20 protein-coding genes are annotated in these 20,024 nt (G+C 70.3%); 13 read left to right on the top strand and 7 right to left on the bottom strand.

Annotated elements, in window-relative coordinates; all coding sequences use genetic code 11:
• Positions 1-906, bottom strand: a complete 906-nt coding sequence (gene gcvA / locus GBZ48_RS05565) for a transcriptional regulator GcvA (RefSeq protein ID WP_174470120.1) — start codon at positions 904-906, stop codon at positions 1-3.
• A gap of 126 nt (positions 907-1,032) precedes the next feature.
• Here gcvA and GBZ48_RS05560 point away from each other — a divergent pair, with 126 nt between their 5' ends.
• Positions 1,033-2,691 (top strand): thiamine pyrophosphate-binding protein, encoded by a 1,659-nt coding sequence (locus tag GBZ48_RS05560; RefSeq protein WP_174470119.1) that lies wholly within the window; start codon positions 1,033-1,035, stop codon positions 2,689-2,691.
• A 79-nt stretch (positions 2,692-2,770) separates the two neighbouring features.
• A complete protein-coding gene (gene amaB / locus GBZ48_RS05555) occupies positions 2,771-4,264 on the top strand; it encodes an L-piperidine-6-carboxylate dehydrogenase (protein WP_174470118.1) in 1,494 nt (497 codons plus the stop codon).
• 92 nt (positions 4,265-4,356) lie between these two features.
• Here the strand turns inward: amaB and GBZ48_RS05550 are convergent, their stop codons facing one another.
• The 3 genes from GBZ48_RS05550 to GBZ48_RS05540 all read right to left on the bottom strand — a co-directional run bounded on the left by GBZ48_RS05550 (position 4,357) and on the right by GBZ48_RS05540 (position 6,414).
• Complete coding sequence (locus GBZ48_RS05550; protein ID WP_174470117.1) at positions 4,357-5,190, bottom strand: anti-sigma factor family protein; 834 nt, start codon at positions 5,188-5,190, stop codon at positions 4,357-4,359.
• Positions 5,187-5,660 (bottom strand): RNA polymerase sigma factor, encoded by a 474-nt coding sequence (locus GBZ48_RS05545; protein ID WP_209798268.1) that lies wholly within the window; start codon positions 5,658-5,660, stop codon positions 5,187-5,189. The genes GBZ48_RS05550 and GBZ48_RS05545 overlap by 4 nt, the downstream gene beginning before the upstream one ends.
• A 199-nt stretch (positions 5,661-5,859) precedes the next feature.
• Positions 5,860-6,414, bottom strand: a complete 555-nt coding sequence (locus tag GBZ48_RS05540) for a tetratricopeptide repeat protein (protein ID WP_174470115.1) — start codon at positions 6,412-6,414, stop codon at positions 5,860-5,862.
• A 207-nt stretch (positions 6,415-6,621) separates the two neighbouring features.
• On the opposite strand from GBZ48_RS05540, the gene GBZ48_RS05535 reads away from it, so the two are divergent.
• The 11 genes from GBZ48_RS05535 (at position 6,622) to GBZ48_RS05485 (ending at position 15,039) form a co-directional block, all read left to right on the top strand.
• Complete coding sequence (locus GBZ48_RS05535) at positions 6,622-7,680, top strand: type III polyketide synthase (RefSeq protein WP_174470114.1); 1,059 nt, start codon at positions 6,622-6,624, stop codon at positions 7,678-7,680.
• Positions 7,681-7,691: 11 nt separating this feature from the next.
• A complete protein-coding gene (locus tag GBZ48_RS05530) occupies positions 7,692-8,234 on the top strand; it encodes an isoprenylcysteine carboxyl methyltransferase family protein (protein WP_174470113.1) in 543 nt (180 codons plus the stop codon).
• 237 nt (positions 8,235-8,471) lie between these two features.
• The gene (gene atpD / locus GBZ48_RS05525; RefSeq protein WP_174470112.1) at positions 8,472-9,932 is read left to right on the top strand and encodes a F0F1 ATP synthase subunit beta; all 1,461 of its coding nucleotides are present in this window, start codon (positions 8,472-8,474) and stop codon (positions 9,930-9,932) included.
• On the top strand, positions 9,929-10,387 hold the full coding sequence (locus GBZ48_RS05520; RefSeq protein WP_174470111.1) for a F0F1 ATP synthase subunit epsilon: 459 nt from the start codon (positions 9,929-9,931) through the stop codon (positions 10,385-10,387). The genes atpD and GBZ48_RS05520 overlap by 4 nt, the downstream gene beginning before the upstream one ends.
• Positions 10,384-10,662, top strand: a complete 279-nt coding sequence (locus tag GBZ48_RS05515; protein WP_174470110.1) for an AtpZ/AtpI family protein — start codon at positions 10,384-10,386, stop codon at positions 10,660-10,662. Before GBZ48_RS05520 ends, GBZ48_RS05515 begins: the two co-directional genes overlap by 4 nt.
• 1 nt (position 10,663) lies before the next feature.
• Positions 10,664-10,966, top strand: coding sequence for an N-ATPase subunit AtpR (locus GBZ48_RS05510; RefSeq protein WP_174470109.1), 303 nt, complete (start codon positions 10,664-10,666; stop codon positions 10,964-10,966).
• Complete coding sequence (locus GBZ48_RS05505) at positions 10,963-11,637, top strand: F0F1 ATP synthase subunit A (protein WP_174470108.1); 675 nt, start codon at positions 10,963-10,965, stop codon at positions 11,635-11,637. The genes GBZ48_RS05510 and GBZ48_RS05505 overlap by 4 nt, the downstream gene beginning before the upstream one ends.
• 5 nt (positions 11,638-11,642) lie before the next feature.
• On the top strand, positions 11,643-11,882 hold the full coding sequence (locus GBZ48_RS05500) for a F0F1 ATP synthase subunit C (protein ID WP_012977203.1): 240 nt from the start codon (positions 11,643-11,645) through the stop codon (positions 11,880-11,882).
• A gap of 22 nt (positions 11,883-11,904) precedes the next feature.
• Positions 11,905-12,678, top strand: a complete 774-nt coding sequence (locus GBZ48_RS05495) for a F0F1 ATP synthase subunit delta (protein WP_174470107.1) — start codon at positions 11,905-11,907, stop codon at positions 12,676-12,678.
• Positions 12,641-14,200: a F0F1 ATP synthase subunit alpha gene (locus GBZ48_RS05490; protein ID WP_174470106.1), complete on the top strand. Its 1,560-nt coding sequence runs from the start codon at positions 12,641-12,643 to the stop codon at positions 14,198-14,200. Before GBZ48_RS05495 ends, GBZ48_RS05490 begins: the two co-directional genes overlap by 38 nt.
• A complete protein-coding gene (locus tag GBZ48_RS05485) occupies positions 14,197-15,039 on the top strand; it encodes a F0F1 ATP synthase subunit gamma (RefSeq protein WP_174470105.1) in 843 nt (280 codons plus the stop codon). Before GBZ48_RS05490 ends, GBZ48_RS05485 begins: the two co-directional genes overlap by 4 nt.
• 94 nt (positions 15,040-15,133) lie before the next feature.
• Here GBZ48_RS05485 and xdhC read toward each other — a convergent pair whose 3' ends face one another.
• From xdhC to xdhA, 3 genes are read right to left on the bottom strand one after another with little or no spacing between them, the layout of a single operon-like run.
• Positions 15,134-15,997 carry a xanthine dehydrogenase accessory protein XdhC gene (gene xdhC, locus GBZ48_RS05480; RefSeq protein WP_174470104.1) on the bottom strand — a complete coding sequence of 288 codons (864 nt, stop codon included), beginning with the start codon at positions 15,995-15,997 and terminating at the stop codon, positions 15,134-15,136.
• Positions 15,994-18,399 carry a xanthine dehydrogenase molybdopterin binding subunit gene (xdhB, locus tag GBZ48_RS05475; RefSeq protein ID WP_246306992.1) on the bottom strand — a complete coding sequence of 802 codons (2,406 nt, stop codon included), beginning with the start codon at positions 18,397-18,399 and terminating at the stop codon, positions 15,994-15,996. The genes xdhC and xdhB overlap by 4 nt, the downstream gene beginning before the upstream one ends.
• Positions 18,392-19,864: a xanthine dehydrogenase small subunit gene (gene xdhA, locus GBZ48_RS05470; RefSeq protein WP_174470103.1), complete on the bottom strand. Its 1,473-nt coding sequence runs from the start codon at positions 19,862-19,864 to the stop codon at positions 18,392-18,394. Before xdhA ends, xdhB begins: the two co-directional genes overlap by 8 nt.
• Positions 19,865-20,024: the final 160 nt, after the last annotated feature.

Genomic DNA, 20,024 nt, shown 5'->3' with positions numbered 1-20,024 from the left:
CTACGCCTGAGGTTGCTCTCCCCGCGCCTCGGCCAGCAGCCATTGCCGGAAGGCGGCGAAGGGCGGATGGTTGGCTTTGCCGCGGGGGTGGACGAGGTAATAGGCCCGTGCGCTTCGGTGGGGCCGGTCGATGGCGGGGAGCAGGGTACCGTCGTCAAGCTCGCCACGGACCAGCAGGGTCGGCAGCAGGGCGACGCCCAGCCCGGCCTCGGCCGCCTGGGCGGTGGTGGCGAACTGTTCGAACACCATGCCGGCACCGGGCCGCGGAGGCAGCCCCTGTGCCGACAGCCACTCGTTCCACGCATCGGCGCGCGTGCTCGTGTGCAGCAGCGGCAGGGACAGCAGGTCCCCCGGCTCCGCCACCGGATGCGCCTTGAGGAATGCAGGGGAGCAGACCGGCAGCACCTCCTCGTCCAAAAGATGGTCGCAGACGGCGTCGGGCCAGTCGCCGAAACCGTAATGGATCGCCGCATCCAGATCGTGCAGGCGGAAATCGAAAGGCGCCAGTTTGGTGGTGAAGTGGATCGTCACCTGCGGGTGCGCCGTCTGGAAGGCCGGCAGCCGCGGAACCAGCCAGCGCGTGCCGAAGGTCGGCAGGATGGCGAGGTTCAGCACGCCGCCCTTGGGCGCTGCGATGGTCCGCACCGTGGCCGCCGCGATCTGGCGCAACGCGTCGCGGATCGGATCGGCATAGAGCGCCCCGGTCGGGGTCAGCGTCACCCGCTGGCCCTTGCGGATGAACAGGGCGGTGCCGATCTGGTCCTCCAGCGCCTTGATCTGCCGGCTGACCGCCCCTTGCGTCAGCGACAGTTCCGCCGCCGCGGCAGTGAAGCTGCCGGTGCGGGCGGCCGCCTCGAAGGCGGACAGCATGCTCATGGACGGGAGAAGGCGGCGTTGCAGATCCATGACGACCTCATTACCAAAGCTCATGACGTCTGGAAAGAAAGTCGTTTGCGCCCTGGCGCGCGGCACGGCACGCTCGATATCCTGGAGATCCGGAACATTCCCATAGGCAGGCGGGGCGGGTTCGCGATGAAGACCGGTGGTCAGTTGATCGTCGAGGCGCTGGAGGCGCAGGGCGTGCGGCGGGTGTTCGGCGTGCCGGGCGAGAGCTATCTCGCCGTGCTGGACGCCCTGCACGACAGCCCGATCGAGATGGTCGTCGCCCGCCACGAGGGCGGTGCGGCGATGATGGCGGAGGCGCAGGCGAAGCTGACCGGCCGCCCCGGCGTCTGCCTCGTCACCCGAGGCCCTGGCGCCACCAATGCCGCCTCCGGCATCCATGTCGCCCAGCAGGACGAAACCCCGCTGATCGTGCTGGTCGGCCAGATCGAGCGCGGCATGCGCGGCCGCGATGCCTTCCAGGAGGTGGATTACGGCAAGCTTTTCGGCGGCATGTGCAAATGGGTCGCCGAAATCGACAGCGCCGACCGCGTGCCGGAGATGATTTCCCGCGCCTTCCACACCGCGATGGCCGGCCGCCCCGGCCCGGTCGTGCTGGCCCTGCCGGAAGACACGCTGACGGAAACCGCGGACGTCCCCGTCGCCCCGCGGGCGGAGACGGTCGATGGCGCCCCCACGCCGGCGCAGGTGGCGTCCTTCGACGCCCTGCTGGCCAAGGCGGAACGGCCGCTGCTGGTCGTCGGCGGCTCCCGCTGGACCGAGGAGTCGGTCGCCGAACTTCAGCGTTTCGCGGAACGGCTGGCCCTGCCCGTAGCCGTGACCTTCCGCCGCCAGATGCTGTTCGACCATTGCCACCCGCTTTATGCCGGCGACATCGGGCTGGGCATCAATCCGAAGCTGGCGGCGCTGGTCAAGGACAGCGACCTGCTGGTGCTGCTGGGCGACCGTTTTTCCGAAGTGCCGTCGCAGAGCTACGATCTGCTGGGCATTCCCAATCCGGGCAAGGCGGTGGTCCACATCCACCCCGGCGCCGAGGAGATCGGCCGTGTCTATCGCCCGACGCTGGGCATGGTCGCCACGCCGGCCGCCTTCCTCGAGGCGATGGCCGGGCTGAGCGTGACGGCCAAGCCCGGCTGGGCCGCCCGCGCCGAAGCGGCCCACGCCGCTTACGACGCCTGGAGCACCCCGCCCGACGCCATCCCCGGCGACGTTCAGATGGGCCGCATCATGGCTTGGCTGGACGAGCGGCTGGAGCATGACGCGATCTTCACCAACGGCGCCGGCAACTACGCAACCTGGATCCACCGTTTCCACCGTTTCCGCCGCTTCGGCACCCAGGCGGCGCCGGTCTGCGGCTCGATGGGCTACGGCCTGCCGGCCGCCATCGCAGCCAAGCTTCAGCATCGCACCCGCGATGTCCTGTGCTTCGCCGGCGACGGCTGTTTCCAGATGACGGGGATCGAGTTCGGCACCGCCGTGCAGCAGGGGGCCGCCGTGATCGTGCTGGTCGTCGACAACGGCATGTACGGCACCATCCGCATGCATCAGGAACGCGAGTATCCCGGCCGCGTGTCCGGCACCAGACTGCAGAATCCGGATTTCGCCGCCTTCGCCCGCGCCTATGGCGGACATGGCGAGACGGTGGAGACCACCGAACAGTTCGCCCCGGCCTTCGAACGCGCCCGCGCGTCCGGCCTGCCGGCGATCATCCACATCAAGCTCGACCCAGAGGCCCTGACCCCCAGCCGGACGCTTTCCGAGATCCGCGCCGCCGGGAAGGGAATGTGATCTGAGCGAATACCTCCTTCTCCCGGCATGGGACAGGGAACATCATATGCCTCGCTTTTTGACCCAAGGAGCCACCCCGGTGCAGCACAGCGACATCCTCTCCCGTTTCGGCCTGACCTCCAGCGGAGCTGGGCTCACCGCCCGTTCGCCGGTCGACGGCGCCACGCTCGCCACGGTGGCGGAGACCGCGCCGTCGCAGGTTTCGGACATCGTCGCCAACGCCGCCCGCGCCTTCGAGGCCTGGCGCTCGGTGCCGGCCCCGCGCCGCGGCGAGCTGGTCCGCCTGCTGGGCGAGGAACTGCGCGCCGCCAAGGAGGATCTGGGCCGTCTGGTTTCGCTGGAAGCCGGCAAGATCTACCAGGAAGGCCTGGGCGAAGTGCAGGAGATGATCGACATCTGCGACTTCGCCGTCGGCCTGTCCCGCCAGCTCTACGGCCTGACCATCGCGTCGGAGCGTCCGGGCCACACCATGCGCGAGACCTGGCACCCGGCCGGCCCCTGCCTCGTCATCTCCGCCTTCAACTTCCCGGTGGCGGTGTGGTCGTGGAACGCCGCCCTGGCCCTGGTCTGCGGCGACCCGGTCGTCTGGAAGCCGTCGGAGAAGACCCCGCTGACCGCCGCCGCCTGCCAAGTAATCTTCGACCGGGCCGTCGCCCGCTTCGGCGATGCCCCGGCCAACCTGTCCCAGATCGTCCAGGGCGGCCGTGAGGTCGGTGAAGCGCTGGTCGCCCACCCCGGCTTCCCCATCGTCTCGGCCACCGGCTCCACCCGCATGGGCCGCGAAGTCGCCAAGGTGGTGGCGGAGCGCTTCGGCCGCTCGATCCTGGAGCTGGGCGGCAACAACGCCATGATCGTCGCGCCGTCGGCCGACCTCGACATGGCGCTGCGCGCCATCCTGTTCTCCGCCGTCGGCACCTGCGGCCAGCGCTGCACCACGCTGCGCCGCCTGATCGTCCACCGCTCGGTCAAGGACCAGCTGCTGCCGCGCCTGAAGGCGGCCTACGCCTCCGTTCCGATCGGCAGCCCGCTGGAGTCTGGCGTGCTGATGGGTCCGCTGGTCGATGCAGACGCCTTCAAGGCGATGCAGCGCGCGCTGGAGGCCGCCAAGGCCGAGGGCGGCACGGTGACCGGCGGCGAGCGCACGCTGACCGACCGCTTCCCCAACGCCTATTACGTCACTCCGGCCATCGTCGAGATGCCGGCCCAGACCGAGGTGGTCCGGCACGAGACCTTCGCGCCGATCCTCTATGTCCTGACCTACGACACGCTGGAGGAGGCCATCGCGCTTCAGAACGCGGTGCCGCAGGGCCTGTCCTCCTGCATCTTCTCGACCGACCTGCGTGAGACCGAGCGCTTCCTGTCGGCCGCCGGGTCCGACTGCGGCATCGCCAACGTCAACATCGGCCCCAGCGGTGCGGAGATCGGCGGCGCCTTCGGCGGCGAGAAGGAGACCGGCGGCGGCCGCGAGTCCGGGTCCGACTCCTGGAAGGCCTACATGCGCCGCCAGACCGCGACGGTGAACTACTCCTCCGCGCTGCCGCTCGCCCAGGGCATCAAGTTCGAGATCGGCTGAAGGCTCATAGGCTGAGGCTTTTCCAGCCGGGACGGAGCCGCCGTTGGCGAGCCTGTTCCGGCCGGATCGGCAAGCGTTTCAAATCGCCAGTATCAGATCGCCAGCCTCCCCCGGACCGCTTCGGCCTTGGCCGTCAGATCGTGGGGAGGCAGCCGGCCGATCAGCAGGGCGGCATGGTCCGACCCGTTCCAATAGGCAATGGACAGCCCGCCACGCACTTCCTGCTCCACCCCACGCACGGTGCCGGGACGGCGCAGGATGCAGAGCGCCAGCGGGCCGCTGCGCGGATCGAGATAAGTGATCTGGGCGAGCGGCATGTCGTCATAAGACAGAATTTGCGCCCGGCGGAATTCCGCTCCGGGGACCTCCACCGCCTCCGGCGTCAGGGACAGGTTGAGCGGACGGTTCAGGGCAGCGAGCTGTGCCGACTGGGCGTCATGGCCGGGCGTGGCCCCGCTCAGCGTTTCCCGCGTGTACAACCCCATATATTGCGCGACCACACCATGCCAGTGGTGCTCTCGGTCAGGCCCGCCGTCATCGTCGGCCAACTCGTCGCCGTCACCGGTTCCGAACAGCCGGACCAGAAGCCGGTCGCCCAGCACGCCCGCCGCCACCGACGCGGCGATGGCGCCGAACAGACGGCGGCGTGTCTGCGGAACGACCGCGTTGGCGGCAACCGGCGGCGCGGTCATCCCGTCGAGCATGCGTTGCAGATCCGCCGCCGGGGCGGTGTCCAGCAGGGGCTGGAATGCCTCGCCGTAGGGCAGGCTGGCGCGGGAAAGATGCTCCACCCTCGCGGCGACCGCCGGATCGCGCTCGATCAGGTCAAGCAGGCGGGCGCGACGCTCCTCCTCCAGTTCGCCGTCGATGAAGGCGGTCAGTTCCTCGTCGGAGGGCATCGGGGGATCGTCGTTCTCTCCGGTCATTTTGCCGCTCCGTCACTCATTCTGTCCGCCAGCTTCGCCCGCGCCGCCGCCAGACGGCTCATCACCGTTCCGACCGGCACGTCGAGAACCGCGGCGACCTCGCGGTAGGTCAGGCCCTCCACATAGGCGAGGAACACCGCCGCCCGCTGCGCTTCCGGCAGATCGCCGACCAGCCTCATCACTTGGCCTGCCAGAACCTTCGCCTCGGTTTCGCGCGCACCGTCGACTTCCAGGCTCGTCTCCGCCTCGACGGTTCCCTGGCCGAAGCGGACCCGCCGGGCCCGGACCTCGTTCAGCCAGAGCGAATTCAGGATGGCGAACAGCCAATGGTCGATGCGGGATCCGGGCTGGAACTGGCCGTGCCGCTCCAATGCCCGCAGGCAGGTCTGCTGCACCAGATCGTCCGCCCAGTCGCGCTGCCGCGACAGGACGAAGCCATAGCGCCAAAGGCGCGGCAAGGTGACGGACAAGCCGTGCCTGACTTCCGCTTCGCTTGCGATCTCACCGCCCCCTCGCATGGCATCCGGGCCGATCCGGTCCTTTTGGCACTGTACCGGCCGCGACCAACCATATGCCTCACGGCCGCTCTCGACGATAGCCATCATCCGCCTTCCCGATGACTGGACAATGCGGCGGGAACGCCCCCGCACGGCGTCCCCGCCGGTGGCGTCAGCCCCTGGCCGGCGCGGCGATGGCCTCTTCCAGGTCGCGGTACTCCTCGCATCCTGTGCCGCAGATCGAACGGATCGCCGCCAGCTGCTCCCGCGCCAGATCGGAGCGCCCCTTGAGCATGTAGGCTTCCCCGAGATATTCCCGGACCTTGGCGTAGGAGGGGTCGGCCGACACCGACTTCAGGTAATAGCCGATGCCCTCGTCGATGCGGCCCAGCTTGCGGGTGGCGTAACCTCGGTAATTCAGCACGACCGGGCTGTCCTGGTTGCGCGCCGTCGCGAGGATGGCCAGCGCCTCCTGATAGCGCTCCGCCTTCGCCAGCGAATAGGCGTAGTCGGCGATGTTGTCGTCGGTGAGATTGGCGCCGCTCTGCTTCACGCATTGCTTCGTCTTCTTGTCATAGACCTCGCCCGGCTTGCAGGTCGGGGTGGTGTCGTCGCCCATGGCACGGGCGGAGACGGGGGCCAGCAGGCCGGTGCCGAGAACGGCGGCGCACAGCAGGCCGGCCAGGATGGTGCTTCCGGCTCTTCCGGCCTGGTAACGAACGCTCATCATGACTTCTCCTGGAATTCGGGGGGACGGTTCGCCGTATCTCGGCGCTGGCGGACAACACGCCATCCCCGGCGGCTATTCGGTCGCAGATAAGTTTTTTCGGGCCCTCGGCGGCAGCGAATAGACGGCCCCACCGGCGTGTTCCCCACCCGCCGCACCGCCAGCATCCCGCTTGCGACCGCGATGTCCTGAATGGAGCCGCCCCCCGTGTTCCCACCCGTGGCTTTGCTTGGCTTGGGCCTCGGCCTGCCGCCCCATGTCCTGTCCCAGGAGGAGGCCGCTCTCCTCACCACCCGTATCTTCGGCGACCGGCTTGCCGGATTCCCCCAGTTCGAGCGGGTTTTCGCCAACACCGGCATCGCCCGGCGGCACTGCGCCCGTCCGGCAGACTGGTACGCCGCCACCCATGGTTGGAGCGACCGCATGGGCGCCTACCGGCAGGCGGCGGAGGCCCTGTTCGTTCAGGCGGCGACCGCCGCCCTGGCGGATGCCGGCGCCGCTCCGGCGGAGGTCGATTGCGTGGTCGTCTCTTCCTCCTCCGGCTTCGCGGTGCCGAGCCTGGAAGCGCAGCTCGCCGAGGCCATGGGCTTCCGGCCCGACATCGAGCGGCTGCCGATGTTCGGGCTCGGCTGTGCCGGCGGCGTGGCGGGGCTGGCGACCGCCGCGAGGCTGGCGGCACCCCCCGGCCGCACCGTGCTGTTCGTGACCATGGAGCTGTGCAGCCTCGCCTTCCGGCAGGACGACGGCAGCCGCGCCAATCTGGTGGCAACCGCCCTGTTCGGCGACGGTGCCGCCGCCTGCGTGCTGCGCGGCGGTGCGGAGGAGCGCGCCTTCGCCGTCATCGACGGTGCCGGCCAGCATCTGTTCCCACGGTCGCGGGACATCATGGGCTGGCGCATCGACGATGGCGGCTTCGGCATCGTGCTGTCGGCGGCGCTGCCGCAATTCCTGCAGACCCATCTCCGCCCCGCCCTTTCCCGGCTGCTCGCCCAATGCAGCGCGGAAGAGGAGCGGATCGGCCGCTTCATCTGCCATCCCGGCGGCACCCGCGTGCTGGCGGCGCTGGAAGAGGTGCTGCGGCTGGAGACCGGCAGCCTTGACCATGAACGGGCGGTGCTGGCCGATCACGGCAACATGTCCGCTCCCACGGTGCTGTTCGTGCTGGACCGGGCGCGCCGGGCAGGCTTGCCGGACCGGGCGGCGCTTCTGGCGCTCGGCCCCGGCTTTGCCGCCAACCTGATCACGATGCGGCGGGGGCCGCGATGACGGCCCAGGCCATGACAGTTCCGATCATCGTCATGCTGCTGGTGACGGCGCAGCGCCTCAGCGAACTGGTCATCGACCGGCGCAACCGCGCGGTGCTGTTGGCCCAAGGTGCGCAGGAGCATGGGCGCGGCCATTACCCATGGATGGTGCTGCTGCATGTCGGATGGCTGGCCGGCCTCTGGGATGCCGCACTGGGAGGCCCGCTGTGGACTCACGGACCGGGCATCGTACCCGTCGAGCCCGCCTGGCTGGCGGTTCTCCTCACCATGCAGACGCTCCGTCTCTGGGTGCAGGCGACGCTGCGGCAACGCTGGACCACCCGGGTCCTCGTGCTCGACGGAGCGCCGCTGGTCCGCACCGGCCCCTACCGCTTCACCAACCATCCCAACTATCTGGCGGTCGCGGTGGAAATCGCCGCTCTTCCGCTCGCCTTCGGCATGGCCGGCTACGCCCTTCTCTTCTCCCTCCTCAACGCCACGATGCTCGCCGTGCGAATCCGGGCGGAGGACCGGGCGCTCGGTCGAAGACAGGAGGCCGCTCTCCGCGCCGGTTAAGACAATTTGTGGGCACAGGGTTTGATTTGACGCAATGCCGCAACGCGGCGAAGGGGGCTATCCTTGGGTCTGGTGGTCGATCTGGTTGACGCGTTGCCCTCCACCCCGATGGCGCCGCTCCCGGCGCCCCTTCCCCTGGTCGACGGGGGAAGGTTGGGTGGGGCTTCTTCCCGCAGCGCTGCCGTCGTCATCATCGTCCTGCACGGTTCCCATCCTGCCCAACCGGCCGGAGTGACCATGTCCGTTCAGTCTTCCGCCGAAGCCTCCGCCGACAGGCCCGCCGCCCCGGAACCGCCCCCGGAACCGGGACAGGTGGTCGCCGTCCGCGGCTCCGTCATCGACCTGCGCTTTCCTGAATCAGCCCTGCCGCCGCTGTTCGACGCCGTGGAAATTCTGTGGGACGGCCCGGAGCGGCTTGTGGCAGAGGTCCAAAGCCATCTGGACGCCCGGACCGCTCGCGCCATCGCCCTCCAGGGCACCTCCGGCCTGCGGCGCGGCACACCGGCACGCCCGACCGGCGGCCCGCTGACCGCTCCGGTGGGCGAAGCGGTGCTGGGCCGGTTGCTCGACGTGATGGGGCTTGCGCGCGACGACGGGCCGGAACTGCCGCCCGGCACGCCGCGCTCCCCGATCCACCGTCCGCCACCGTCGCTGGCCCGCCGCAGTCCGCGCCGCGACCTGCTGGAGACCGGCATCAAGGTGATCGACCTGCTGGCCCCGATGGCCCGCGGCGGCAAGGCGGCGATGTTCGGCGGCGCCGGGGTCGGCAAGACCGTGCTGGTGATGGAACTGATCCGCAAGATGGTGGAGCGCCACACCGGCATCTCCGTCTTCGCCGGCATCGGCGAACGGTCCCGCGAGGGGCAGGAGCTTTGGGAGGAGATGAAGCGGTCCGGCGTGCTGGACCGCACCGCGCTCGTCTTCGGCCAGATGAACGAACCGCCGGGCGCGCGCTGGCGCGTCGGCCTGACCGCATTGACCATCGCCGAGCATTTCCGCGACGAGGAAATGCTGGACGTGCTGCTGCTGATGGACAATGTCTTCCGCTTCGTCCAGGCCGGTGCGGAGGTGTCGGGCCTGCTGGGCCGCCTGCCGTCCCGCGTCGGCTACCAGCCCACGCTTGCCAGCGAGATCGCCGAGCTGGAGGAGCGCGTCGCCTCCACCCCCGGCGCCGTGGTGACGGCGATCCAGGCGGTCTATGTCCCGGCCGACGACTTCAGCGATCCGGCAGTGGCGGAGCTGTTCAGCCATCTCGACAGCTCCATCGTGCTGTCACGCGCCATGGCGGCGGAAGGGCTCTATCCGGCGGTCGATCCGCTCGGCTCCACCTCCAGCCTGCTCGACCCGCTGGTGGTGGGCGAGGCGCATTACCGGCTGGCGGAGGAGGTGCGCAAGACCATCGCCCATTACCGCGAATTGCAGGATGTCATCGCCCTGCTGGGAATGGAGGAGTTGAGCGCCGCCGACCGGCTGGCCGTGCGCCGCGCCCGCCGCTTGCAGCGCTTCCTGACACAGCCCTTCCTGGTGACGGAGGCTTTCACCGGCCATGGCGGCGTCAGCGTACCGCTGGAGGAAACGCTGAAGGGATGCCGCGCCATCCTCGACGGCCAGTGCGACGACTGGGCCGAAAGCGCCTTCTTCATGACCGGTACCCTGGACCAGATCCGCGAGCGCGACCGCGCCGGGAGGACGGGATGAACAGCCTTTCCCTCATCGTCACAACTCCAACCTCTGTCGCCGCGAAACTCACCGGCATCCGCCACCTGCGGGCGGAGGATGCCAGCGGCGCCTTCGGCATCTGGCCCGGGCATGCCGATCTGCTGACCGCCCTCGCCATCTCCGTCATCAGCTGGCGCACCGCCGACGGCCGGGAAGGCCACTGCGCCGTGCGCGGCGGGGTGTTGACCGTCCGCGGCGGCGCGCAGGTCGCGGTGGCGACGCGCGAAGCGGTGCCGGGCGACGACCTGCGTACGCTGGAGCGCGACGTGCTTGCCCGCTTCCGCCGCACTGTGGAGGAGGAGGGGGAGGCCCGCTCCGGTGCCCGCCGCATGCATCTGGCGGCGGTCCGCCACATCCTGGCCTATCTGCAGCCGGACCGCCGCTCCACGGGTCCATTCGCCCCCACTGCGGACGGCGGGGAGGACAGGCCATGACCGACGACAAGGATCCGCTTCCCGGCAGCGTCCGCCGCCACCGTGAACGGCGGGAGCATTGGCAGCGCGAGGGCGAACGGCCGATGGGCCGCAACCTTGCCCTGATCGGGGCGCTCGGCTGGCTGGTGATCGTCCCGACCCTGGCCGGGCTGTTCGCCGGACGCTGGCTCGACGAGCGGGCCGGCAGCGGAATCTTCTGGACGGCGGCGCTGCTGGTCGCAGGCGTCGCGCTCGGCGGATGGCTCGCCTGGAACCGCATCGAACAGGAACGCTGACATGACAGTGCCGCCCTATCTGCTCCCCATCCTTGCCGGGGCACTGGCCGGTCTTGCGCTGGGAACCCTGTTCTTCCGCGGGCTGGCGGCGACGGCACGGCTCTATGTGGTTGGCGGGGTGCGGCGGGCGATGCCGCTCTATCTGTTGCGGCTGGCCGGCGCCACCGCCGGCTTCACCATCGCCGCGGTCTGGGGCGGGGCGGAGGCCTTGCTGGCGATGCTGGCCGGTTTCCAGCTGGCGCGCAGCGTGGTGCTTCGGCGGGAGCGGCGGATGCAGGAGGGGCCGCAGGAGAGGATGCCATGACCGAATCCCCGCTGACGACACCGGTCGTCTTCCTGCTGGGCCCGGTCCCGGTTACGCTGCCGGTCATCCTCACCTGGGGACTGATGGCAGCGATGACGCTGGGCTCCGCACTCGCGACCCGGCGGCTGCGGGTGGAGCGGCCCAGCCCGGTGCAGACCGTGCTGGAACTGGTGGTGGAGACCCTGCGCCAGCAGATCGCCGAGACGATGCAGACCGACGCCACCCCCTTCCTGCCGCTGCTGGGCACGCTGTTCCTCTATCTGGCGGTCGCCAACCTGTCGGGGCTGGTACCGGGCATGAAGGCGCCGACCGCCTTCCTGGAGACGGCGGCGGCGCTGGCGCTGATCGTGCTGCTGGCATCGCAGGCGCTGGGCATCCGCCGGCGCGGCCTGTGGAGCTATCTGAAGGGCTTCGCCCACCCCACCCCGCTTCTGCTGCCCCTGAACCTGCTGTCGGAGCTGACGCGCGCCTTCTCGCTGTCGATCCGCCTGTTCGGCAATGTGATGAGCGGGGAGTTCGTCATCGCCATCGTGCTGTCGCTGGCCGGGCTGTTCGTGCCGGTGCCGCTGATGGCGCTGGAGCTGCTGCTGGGCCTCGTCCAGGCGTACATCTTCACCATTCTCGCCGCGGTCTTCATCGGCGGTGCTGTCGGAACCATCGAGAAAGGGTAGCAACCATGGACGTCCATGCCATCAGCATCCTGGGCGCGGCACTGGCGGTGTCGGTTGGCGCCATCGGCCCGGCGCTGGCCGAGGGCCGCGCCGTCGCCGCTGCGATGGAGGCCATCGCCCGCCAGCCGGAGGCTGCCAACACCCTGTCGCGCACCCTGTTCGTCGGTCTGGCGATGATCGAGACGATGGCGATCTACTGCCTCGTCGTGGCGCTGCTTCTGCTGTTCGCCAATCCGTTCGCCTAGTGCTGCAACCGCGAGGTCCGTCATGCACATCGACGGTTGGACCCTTCTGCTCCAGGCGGTCAATTTCCTGATCCTGGTCTGGCTGCTGCGCCGCTTCCTCTACCGGCCGGTCCTGGCGGTGATCGCCGAGCGCCAGGCCGCCACCGAGCGTGTCCGCAGCGAGGCCGAGGCCGCGCGCCAAGCCGCCGAAGCCGCGCGCCAAAGCCTGGAGGACCAGCGCACCGCCCTGCCCGCCGAGCGCGACCGCCTGATCGCCGCCGCCCGCGCCGAGGCGGAGGCCGAACGCGCCGCCCTGCTGGAAAAGGCCAGGGGCGAGGCCGAGCACGCGCTGGAGGAGGCGCGCAGCCGGCTGGCCGAAGAGCGGGCGCAGGCGCTGGAGGGGTTGCAGCGCCATGCCGTCGATCTCGGCATCCGTCTGGCGACCCGGCTTCTGCGCGACGCCCCCGCCGCTGTCTTGACCGTGCCGCTGCTGGACGAGGCCTGCGCGGCGGTGGAGTCTTTGAGCGCGCCCCAGCGCCATGCCCTGGCCGATGGGATCGACCCGGTGCCGGTGCGGCTTACCATCGCCGCCCCGCTGCCGGAAGGCGACACCGCCCGGACGCGCGACCGGCTGGCGACGGCGCTCGGCCGTTCGGTGGCCTTGGAGCTGGTCGAGGACCCGTCGCTGATCGCCGGGGTGGAGCTGCATTTTGCCCACAGCGTCGTCCGCCGCAGCTGGAAGCAGGCGCTGGCCGAGGCGAAGGAGGAGATGACGCGTCATGACTCCGAAAGACACACTGCCGACGCCGTCGCTTAAGGAAGCGCTCAACGCCTGGATGCCGGGCACGCTGCGCCGGCTCGATGGGCTGGAGACGGCTGCGCGGCTGGAATCGGTCGGGCGCGTGGAGTCGGTGGGCGACGGCATCGCCCATGTCTCCGGCCTGCCCGACGTCCGGGTCGACGAACTGCTGCTGTTTCCCGGCGGCGTCGCCGGTCTCGCCATGGATCTGGACGGGCTGATCGGCTGCGTCCTGCTGGGCGATGCCTCGGCGGTCATGGCCGGCGGCACCGTCCATGGCACCGGGACGGTGCTGCGCGTGCCGGTCGGCGACGGGCTGATGGGCCGGGTGGTCGATCCGCTCGGCAACCCGCTCGACGGCAACTCTCTGGAGGGCGGCCCGCCGGTCGAGGCCGAGCGCTGGGAGCCGGTGGAGCGCCCCGCCCCGACCATCGCGGAGCGGGCGGCGGTGTCCGAACCGCTGCTGACCGGTACCGCGGTCATCGACGCCATGTTCCCGCTCGGCCGCGGCCAGCGCGAGTTGTTGATCGGCGACCGCGCCACCGGCAAGACCGCCATCGCGGTGGACGCCATCCTCAACCAGACGGATGGTGACGTGTTCTGCGTCTATGTCGCCATCGGCCAGAAGGCGTCGGGCGTCCGCGCGGCCATCGAGGCGGTGCGGCAGGGGGGCGCGGCTGCGCGCACCCTGTTCGTCGTCGCCGCCGCTGATTCCGCCCCCGGCCTGCAATGGCTGGCCCCCTATGCCGGCTTCACCATGGCCGAGCATTTCCGCGACAGCGGCCGCCACGCCCTGGTGATCGTCGACGATCTGTCCAAGCATGCGGCGGTCCATCGCCAATTGTCGCTTCTGCTGCGCCGCCCGCCGGGGCGGGAGGCCTATCCGGGCGACGTGTTTTACCTGCACAGCCGCCTGCTGGAGCGTGCCGCCAAGCTCAGCCCGGCCAGGGGCGGCGGGTCGCTGACCGCCCTTCCCATCGCCGAGACCCAGGGCGGCAACCTGTCGGCCTACATCCCGACCAACCTGATCTCGATCACCGACGGCCAGGTCTGCCTGGATGCCAAGCTGTTCTACGAAGGGCAGAAGCCGGCGGTCGACATCGGCCGCAGCGTGTCGCGCGTCGGCGGCAAGGCGCAGCCGCCGGTGCTGCGCGCCCTGGCCGAACCGCTGCGGCTCGATTACGCCCAGTTCCTGGAGCTGGAGGTCTTCACCCGCTTCGGCGGTCTGGTGGACGAACGGACCCGCAAGGCGGTGGCGCACGGCCAGCGCATGCGCGCCCTGCTGGCCCAGCGCCATCTGTCGCCCTGGCCGCTGGCGGTCCAGGCGGCACAGCTGCTGGCGCTCGCCGACGGCACGCTGGACGGGCTGCCGCTGAGGGCGATTCCCCGCTTCCAGGCGGCGCTGGCCGGACTGGTCGCCGCCCGCCCGCCGAAGATCGGCGAGGCGCTGGACGACGCCACCAAGACGGCGCTGCGCGACCTGATCGCCCAAGCCGCCACCCAAGCCGCCGCCGCCGGGCTTGACGGAGAGACGCCATGAGCGAGCGGCTGGCCGATGTCGAGGCCCGGCGGGCCAGCGTGCAGGAGCTGGAGGCGGTGACCGACGTCATGCGCTCGCTCGCCGCCATGCGGCTGCAGCAGGCGCTCGGCACGCTGGCGGGAACCCGCGCCTATGCTGAGGTCATCGCCGGGGCGCTGGCCCAGGCGGCTGCCCTGCTGGACGACGTGCCGGTCCAGTGGCCGGCGGACGGGCATGATGGCCGTTCGGCACGGGTGCTGTTCGCGCCGGAGCACGGCTTCGTCGGCGCCTTCGCCGAAAGGCTGGTCGAGGCCGCGCTGGCCGCCCCGGACGGCTGCGCGCTGTGGGTGGTGGGGCAGCGCGGCGCCGCCCTGCTGGAGGAGCGCGGATGCCCGCCGGACTGGAGCACGGCGATGGCGACCAACACCGATGCCGTCACCGCCACCGCCCGGCGCATCGCCGAGGCGCTTTATCGGGCCGCGGCGGAGGGGCGGCTGGTCCGCGTGGAGCTGCTCTACGGCCGGACCGAGGGCGGCGCGGCGCCGGAACCGGTGCGCCGGCCGCTGCTGCCGCTCGGGTTTCCGCGGGACGGCGCCCGGCCAGTGCCTCCGCTGATCAACATGCCGCCGCGCGACCTGATCGCCCGGCTCGTGGACGAGTATGTCTTCGCCCTGCTGGCCGATGCCGCGATGGAGAGCTTCGCCGCCGAGAATGCCGCGCGCCTCTCCACCATGATGACCGCGCGCCACAACATCGAAACCACGCTGGACGGGCTGACAGCCACGGCGCGCCACCTGCGGCAGGAACAGGTCACGAATGAACTGATCGAGCTGGTGTCGGGGGCGGAGGCGATGGGGTGAGAGAAATGAGCCTCTTCCGCCCCGGGAGAGGGAGGGACCCGCCGAAGGCGGGAGGGTGAGGGGCGATCCGGACATGGATTCCTTGATCCTTGCCTCACCCCTCACCCTTCCCAAGCTTCGCTTGGGCCCCTTCCCTCTCCCGGGGCGGGAGAGGGCGCACGAAGGCCACCAGCAGTTCCGCCGCGACGAGGGCCGCGATCACCTCCGGCCGCTTGTCGCCGGTCAGCGCGGTGCCGATGGGACAGGTCAGCCCCGCCAGCGCATTCACCTCCCGCCCGCGTGCCCGGAACCAGCGTTCGAACTTCGCCCGTTTCGTCGCCGAGCCGATCATCCCGACATAGGCCGCGTCGCCGCGCCGCAGGGCCGCCTCGGCGATCTCGAAGTCAAGCGCGTGGCTGTGGGTCAGCACCAGATAGCCGGACCCGGACGGCGCGCCGGCCAGCGGGTCGAGCGGGCTGTCGGTCAGGATGCGCTCCACCCCGGCCGGGATCGTCTCGGGAAACTCCTGCACCCGGCCGTCGATCCACAGCAGCCGCAGCGGCAGCGGGGCGAAGGCGGTCGCCATCGCCCGTCCGACATGGCCGGCGCCGAACAGCAGCAGGGTCGGCCGCGCCGCCCGTACCCGGCGTTCGAGTTCCTCCAGGGCGGCAACGGTGCTGGCATCGGCGCGCTCCAGCCGCAGCACCACATACCCGCCGCAGCACTGCCCGGTCGCCGGTCCCAGCGGAAGGTCGAGCATCTCGGCGGCGCTGCCGTCCTCCAGCATCCGCCGCGCGGCGGCGATGGCGGTCCATTCCAGCCGGCCGCCGCCGACGGTGCCGGCGCAGGCCTCCCGCCCCACCAGCATGCCGGCTCCTTCCTCCCGCGGGGTGGAGCCGCGCGCTTCGGCGACGGTCACCAGAATGGCGGGTTCATCGAGGGAGAGCCAGCGCGAGAGGGTGGCGGAAAGCGGTGTCATGGCTGGGGAGACGCCGCCTCCCGCTCCCGCAGGGCGGCGATGCAGGCCAGCACGCGTTCCGGCGTGGCCGGCGCGTCCAGCCGCGGACAGAGGCGATGCCCGGCGAGGCTCGCCACCGCGTCGGACAGGGCGTGCAGGACCGACATGCCCAGCATGAAGGGCGGTTCGCCCACCGCCTTGGAGCGAAAAATGGTGTCCTCGCGGTTCGGCGCGTTTTCCAGCAGCGCCACGTTGAAGATGCGCGGGCGGTCGGAGCAGGCCGGGATCTTGTAGGTGCTGGGGGCGTGGGTGCGCAGGCGGCCCTGGCCGTCCCACCACAGCTCCTCCATGGTCAGCCAGCCCATGCCCTGGACGAAGCCGCCCTCGATCTGGCCCTTGTCGATCACCGGGTTCAGCGACCGGCCGCAATCGTGCAGGATGTCCACCCGGTCGACGACATATTCGCCAGTCAGCGTGTCCACCGTCACCTCGGCGCAGGCGGCGCCATAGGCGAAATAATAGAAGGGGGTGCCGCGCCCGGCCGCGCGGTCCCAATGGATCTTCGGCGTCTTGTAGAAGCCGTTGGCCGACAGCTGCACCCGCGCCATATAGGCGGCGCGGACCAGATCGGCGAAGCTCATGTCGCGGTCGCCGACCAGCACCCGGTTGCGCTCGAACCGCACCGCGTCCGGCGCCACGCCCCAGTTCTCCGCCGCGAAGGCGACCAGCCGCTCCTTGATGGTGCGCGCCGCCGCCTGCGCCGCCTTGCCGTTGAGGTCGGAGCCGGAGGAGGCCGCGGTGGCGGACGTGTTGGGCACCTTGCCGGTGTTGGTGGCGGTCGGGCGGATGGTGGCGATGTCGACCTGGAACTCCTCCGCCACCACCTGGGCGACCTTGGTATAGAGCCCCTGCCCCATCTCGATCCCGCCATGGTTCAGCTGGATGCTGCCGTCGGTGTAGACATGGACCAGGGCGCCGGCCTGATTGTAATGGCTGGCGGTGAAAGAGATGCCGAACTTCACCGGCGTCAGCGCCAGCCCCTTGCGCAGGATGCGGCTGTTGGCGTTGAAGGCGCGGATTTCCTCCCGCCTTGTCCAGTAACCGCTGCTTTCCTCAAGCTGCGCCACCAGTTCGGGCAGGATGTTGTCGGTGACGGTCTGGTGATAGGGCGTCAGGCTGCGGCCGTCCGTCCCGGGATCGCTGCCGTAGAAGTTCCGCTTGCGGATCTCCAGCGGGTCCTTGCCCAGGGCATAGGCGATTTCGTCGATCACCCGCTCCGCCGCCACCATGCCCTGCGGGCCGCCGAAGCCGCGGAAGGCGGTGTTGGACACGGTGTTGGTCTTCAGCGGCAGCGATTGCAGCCGCGCCGCCGGATAGAAATAGCCGTTGTCGGCATGGAAGAGCGCGCGGTCGGTCACCGGGCCGGACAGGTCGGCGGCATAGCCGGCGCGGGCGGCGAACAGCATGTCCACACCCTGGATCAGCCCGCTGTCGTCGAAGCCGACGCGATAGTCGATCTCGAAATCATGGCGCTTGCCGGTGATCTGGAAATCGTCGTCACGGTCGGGGCGCAGCTTGGCGGCGCGGCCGGTCCGTCCGGCGACCAGCGCGGTGCAGGCGGCGAACAGGTTCGACTGCGTCTCCTTGCCGCCGAAGCCGCCGCCCATGCGGCGCACCTCGACCGTCACCGCGGCGCTGGGCAGGTCCAGCACATGGGCGACGATGTGCTGCACCTCCGTCGGGTGCTGGGTCGAGACGTGGATCAGCACCTCGCCATCCTCGCCCGGCACCGCCATGGCGATCTGGCTTTCCAGATAGAAATGCTCCTGCCCGCCGATGGCGAGCCGGCCCTCCAGGCGGTGCGGCGCCGCGGCCAGCGCCGCGTCGGCATCGCCGACCCGGAGATTCATCGGCGGGGTGACCAGAGTGCGCTCGCCGTCGCGGGCGGCGGCGATGGTCAGGATTGCGGGCAAATCCTCATACTCGACCACCGCCAGCTTGGCGGCGCGGCGGGCCTGGTCGCGGGTCTCGGCGGCAACGGCGAAGATCGGCTGGCCGACATGCTCGACCAGGGATGACGCGAACAGCGGCTCGTCATGCTTGCCCATGCAGCCGATGTCGTTCACCCCCGGCACGTCTTCGGCGGTGAAGACCGCCACCACGCCGGGGGCCTGCCTGACCGGCGACAGGTCGATGGCGCGGATGCGCGCATGGGCCCGGCTGCTGAGGCCCAGATAGACGTGCAGCAACCCGGCCGGCTCGGCGATGTCGTCGACATAGACCGCCTCGCCGCTGACATGCTTGTGGGCGCTCTCGTGCCGGCGGGAGTCGTGGACGGCGCCCTGGATGCGGTCCGGGCTGCGCTCCGGGGCGGCGGCGGGTGCGATGGGTGTCGTGATGTCAGGCGCCATGGAATCAGGCATGTGCAAGCCTCCGGTCGCCGACCAGACGGGTCTCCGCCGCCGGGTCGCTGGTCTCGACATACAGCTTCATCAGCAAATTCGCGGCCACCGTTGAGCGGTAGGCGGCGCTGGCCCGCCAGTCGGACAGCGGCGCATAGTCCCCCGTCAGCGCCTCCATCCCCAGCCGCACGGTTTCCTCGGTCCAGTGGCGGCCCAGCAGCACCGCCTCGGCCCCGGCGGCGCGTTTGGGCGTGCCGGCCATGCCGCCGAAGGCGATGCGGATGTCGGCGACACGGCCCTCGCCGTCCAGCGTCAGGCGGAAGGCGCCGCAGACGGCGGAGATGTCCTGGTCGAAGCGCTTGGCGATCTTGTAGGCACGGAACCGCTCCCCCGCCCCCGGTTTGGGCAGGATCACCGCCTCGACAAACTCACCCTCGCGGCGGTCCTGCTTGCCGTATTCGAGGAAGAACTCCTCCAGCGGCAGCTCGCGCGTCTCCTCGCCGCGCCGCAGCCGCAGGGTGGCGGCGCAGGCGATCAGGGCCGGCGGCGTGTCGCCAATGGGGGAGCCGTTGGCGATGTTGCCGCCGATGGTGCCCATGTTGCGCACCTGCTCCGCCCCGATGCGGCGGATCAGCTCGCCGAAATCGGGATAGAGTGCGGCGATCCGCTCCGCCGCGTCGCTGTAGGTGACGCCGGCACCGATCACCAGCGCGTCGCCACGATCCTCGATCCGCCGCAGGTCCCGGACCCGGCCGGTGTAGACCACCGTCGCCAGCACGCGCTGGAACTTGGTCACCCACAGCCCGACATCGGTCGCCCCGGCCACGATGGTGGCGCCGGGGTTGTCGAGCAGGAGCTGCGCCAATTGCGGCACGGTGGCCGGAGCCAGGAAGCGGCGCCCGGCGGATCCCACGCTGAGGATGTCCTCGTCGCGCAGGGCCTTCAGCTTGTCCGCCACGGCGGCGCGGTCGGCGAACCTGTCCGAGGTTTTGTCGCCGATCTCATACATGGCGTGGGCGGCGCGGACGATGGGCTCGTAGCCGGTGCAGCGGCAGAGGTTGCCGGCAAGCGCGTCATCGATACGCTGGCCGTCCGGCCGGTCCTCGTTCAGGTACAGCGCCAGCAGCGACATGACGAAGCCGGGCGTGCAGAAGCCGCATTGCGAGCCGTGGCAATCGACCATCGCCTGCTGCACCGGATGCAGCGTGCCATCCGGTGCCTTCAGATGCTCCACCGTCAGCAGGCGGCAGCCGTCCAGCGTGGCGAGGAAGCGGATGCAGGCGTTCACCGCCTCGTAGCGCAGGGTGTCGCCGTCCAGCCGCCCGACCACCACGGTGCAGGCGCCGCAGTCGCCCTCCGCACAGCCTTCCTTGGTGCCGACCCGCCGTTCCGACAGCCGCAGCCAGTCGAGCACCGTCAGGGTGGGATCGACCGCGTCGATCTCCCGAAGCTCGTCCCCGAGATAGAAGCGGAGGCGCTGGCGCATGGCTGCTCCCGTTGAACTGGTGACGATGTGACGCAGTATTTCACTGACGTTAACTCTGTCACCAGATCGGCAGCACGGGAAAGAGTTTCAAACGATTTGCAAAAGAGCGGCGGGACGAAGGCCTCCTCGGGCGACAATGCGAAGCGCATCCGGGGGGTGG

Source organism: Azospirillum melinis, assembly GCF_013340935.1.
Taxonomy (GTDB): domain Bacteria; phylum Pseudomonadota; class Alphaproteobacteria; order Azospirillales; family Azospirillaceae; genus Azospirillum; species Azospirillum melinis.
This window is presented reverse-complemented; position numbering and strand designations above follow the sequence as displayed.

Excerpts from the sequence above, each read along its gene's own strand:
- GBZ48_RS05485 (WP_174470105.1), top strand. The coding sequence starts at position 14,197 with ATGAGCGAGCGGCTGGCCGATGTCGAGGCCCGGCGGGCCAGCGTGCAG.
- GBZ48_RS05490 (WP_174470106.1), top strand. The coding sequence starts at position 12,641 with ATGACTCCGAAAGACACACTGCCGACGCCGTCGCTTAAGGAAGCGCTC.
- gcvA (WP_174470120.1), bottom strand. The coding sequence starts at position 906 with ATGGATCTGCAACGCCGCCTTCTCCCGTCCATGAGCATGCTGTCCGCC.
- GBZ48_RS05505 (WP_174470108.1), top strand. The coding sequence starts at position 10,963 with ATGACCGAATCCCCGCTGACGACACCGGTCGTCTTCCTGCTGGGCCCG.
- xdhB (WP_246306992.1), bottom strand. The coding sequence starts at position 18,399 with ATGCCTGATTCCATGGCGCCTGACATCACGACACCCATCGCACCCGCC.
- GBZ48_RS05550 (WP_174470117.1), bottom strand. The coding sequence starts at position 5,190 with ATGACCGGAGAGAACGACGATCCCCCGATGCCCTCCGACGAGGAACTG.
- GBZ48_RS05495 (WP_174470107.1), top strand. The coding sequence starts at position 11,905 with ATGCACATCGACGGTTGGACCCTTCTGCTCCAGGCGGTCAATTTCCTG.
- GBZ48_RS05530 (WP_174470113.1), top strand. The coding sequence starts at position 7,692 with ATGACAGTTCCGATCATCGTCATGCTGCTGGTGACGGCGCAGCGCCTC.
- GBZ48_RS05500 (WP_012977203.1), top strand. The coding sequence starts at position 11,643 with ATGGACGTCCATGCCATCAGCATCCTGGGCGCGGCACTGGCGGTGTCG.
- GBZ48_RS05515 (WP_174470110.1), top strand. The coding sequence starts at position 10,384 with ATGACCGACGACAAGGATCCGCTTCCCGGCAGCGTCCGCCGCCACCGT.
- xdhA (WP_174470103.1), bottom strand. The coding sequence starts at position 19,864 with ATGCGCCAGCGCCTCCGCTTCTATCTCGGGGACGAGCTTCGGGAGATC.
- atpD (WP_174470112.1), top strand. The coding sequence starts at position 8,472 with ATGTCCGTTCAGTCTTCCGCCGAAGCCTCCGCCGACAGGCCCGCCGCC.
- xdhC (WP_174470104.1), bottom strand. The coding sequence starts at position 15,997 with ATGACACCGCTTTCCGCCACCCTCTCGCGCTGGCTCTCCCTCGATGAA.
- GBZ48_RS05560 (WP_174470119.1), top strand. The coding sequence starts at position 1,033 with ATGAAGACCGGTGGTCAGTTGATCGTCGAGGCGCTGGAGGCGCAGGGC.
- GBZ48_RS05510 (WP_174470109.1), top strand. The coding sequence starts at position 10,664 with ATGACAGTGCCGCCCTATCTGCTCCCCATCCTTGCCGGGGCACTGGCC.
- GBZ48_RS05540 (WP_174470115.1), bottom strand. The coding sequence starts at position 6,414 with ATGAGCGTTCGTTACCAGGCCGGAAGAGCCGGAAGCACCATCCTGGCC.
- GBZ48_RS05520 (WP_174470111.1), top strand. The coding sequence starts at position 9,929 with ATGAACAGCCTTTCCCTCATCGTCACAACTCCAACCTCTGTCGCCGCG.